At 52.2% G+C, this 1,855-nt stretch carries 1 rRNA gene; it reads right to left on the bottom strand.

Going from position 1 to position 1,855, the window contains the following annotated elements:
* Positions 1-130 precede the first annotated feature (130 nt).
* Positions 131-1,855, bottom strand: a 23S ribosomal RNA gene (locus AAEZ09_RS27825); the annotation flags it as partial.

Below are 1,855 nucleotides of genomic sequence, written 5' to 3'. Positions count from 1 at the left end.
CTGGCCTCGCTTCAGCAAATTGGGTATGTGATAGCTTTCGGTGTTTGCAAGAGTCGAACTTTCGGTTCATTTCGTCTTCACACACCGCAATCTGGTGCTCGTTAGAGCAAGCAAATTGCTTGGGTGTTATATGGTCAAGCCTCACGGGCAATTAGTATTGGTTAGCTCAACGCCTCACAGCGCTTACACACCCAACCTATCAACGTCGTAGTCTTCGACGGCCCTTCAGGGGACTCAAGGTCCCAGTGAGATCTCATCTTGAGGCTAGTTTCCCGCTTAGATGCTTTCAGCGGTTATCTATTCCGAACATAGCTACCCGGCAATGCCACTGGCGTGACAACCGGAACACCAGAGGTTCGTCCACTCCGGTCCTCTCGTACTAGGAGCAGCCCCTCTCAAATCTCAAACGTCCACGGCAGATAGGGACCGAACTGTCTCACGACGTTCTAAACCCAGCTCGCGTACCACTTTAAATGGCGAACAGCCATACCCTTGGGACCGGCTTCAGCCCCAGGATGTGATGAGCCGACATCGAGGTGCCAAACACCGCCGTCGATATGAACTCTTGGGCGGTATCAGCCTGTTATCCCCGGAGTACCTTTTATCCGTTGAGCGATGGCCCTTCCATACAGAACCACCGGATCACTAAGACCTACTTTCGTACCTGCTCGACGTGTCTGTCTCGCAGTCAAGCGCGCTTTTGCCTTTATACTCTACGACCGATTTCCGACCGGTCTGAGCGCACCTTCGTACTCCTCCGTTACTCTTTAGGAGGAGACCGCCCCAGTCAAACTACCCACCATACACTGTCCTCGATCCGGATAACGGACCTGAGTTAGAACCTCAAAGTTGCCAGGGTGGTATTTCAAGGTTGGCTCCACGCGAACTGGCGTCCACGCTTCAAAGCCTCCCACCTATCCTACACAAGCAAATTCAAAGTCCAGTGCAAAGCTATAGTAAAGGTTCACGGGGTCTTTCCGTCTAGCCGCGGATACACTGCATCTTCACAGCGATTTCAATTTCACTGAGTCTCGGGTGGAGACAGCGCCGCCATCGTTACGCCATTCGTGCAGGTCGGAACTTACCCGACAAGGAATTTCGCTACCTTAGGACCGTTATAGTTACGGCCGCCGTTTACCGGGGCTTCGATCAAGAGCTTCGCGTTAGCTAACCCCATCAATTAACCTTCCGGCACCGGGCAGGCGTCACACCCTATACGTCCACTTTCGTGTTTGCAGAGTGCTGTGTTTTTAATAAACAGTCGCAGCGGCCTGGTATCTTCGACCGGCATGAGCTTACGGAGCAAGTCCTTCACCCTCACCGGCGCACCTTCTCCCGAAGTTACGGTGCCATTTTGCCTAGTTCCTTCACCCGAGTTCTCTCAAGCGCCTTGGTATTCTCTACCCAACCACCTGTGTCGGTTTGGGGTACGGTTCCTGGTTACCTGAAGCTTAGAAGCTTTTCTTGGAAGCATGGCATCAACCACTTCGTGTTCTAAAAGAACACTCGTCATCAGCTCTCGGCCTTAGAATCCCGGATTTACCTAAGATTCCAGCCTACCACCTTAAACTTGGACAACCAACGCCAAGCTGGCCTAGCCTTCTCCGTCCCTCCATCGCAATAACCAGAAGTACAGGAATATTAACCTGTTTTCCATCGACTACGCTTTTCAGCCTCGCCTTAGGGACCGACTAACCCTGCGTCGATTAACGTTGCGCAGGAAACCTTGGTCTTTCGGCGTGGGTGTTTTTCACACCCATTGTCGTTACTCATGTCAGCATTCGCACTTCTGATACCTCCAGCAAGCTTCTCAACTCACCTTCACAGGCTTACAGAACGCTCCTCTACCGCATCA

The organism is Pseudomonas sp. 65/3-MNA-CIBAN-0223 (assembly GCF_040310425.1).
In the GTDB taxonomy this organism is placed as follows: Bacteria; Pseudomonadota; Gammaproteobacteria; order Pseudomonadales; family Pseudomonadaceae; genus Aquipseudomonas; species Aquipseudomonas gregormendelii.
Note: the sequence above shows the minus strand (reverse complement) of the source record. Positions and strands in the feature narration are given on the sequence as shown.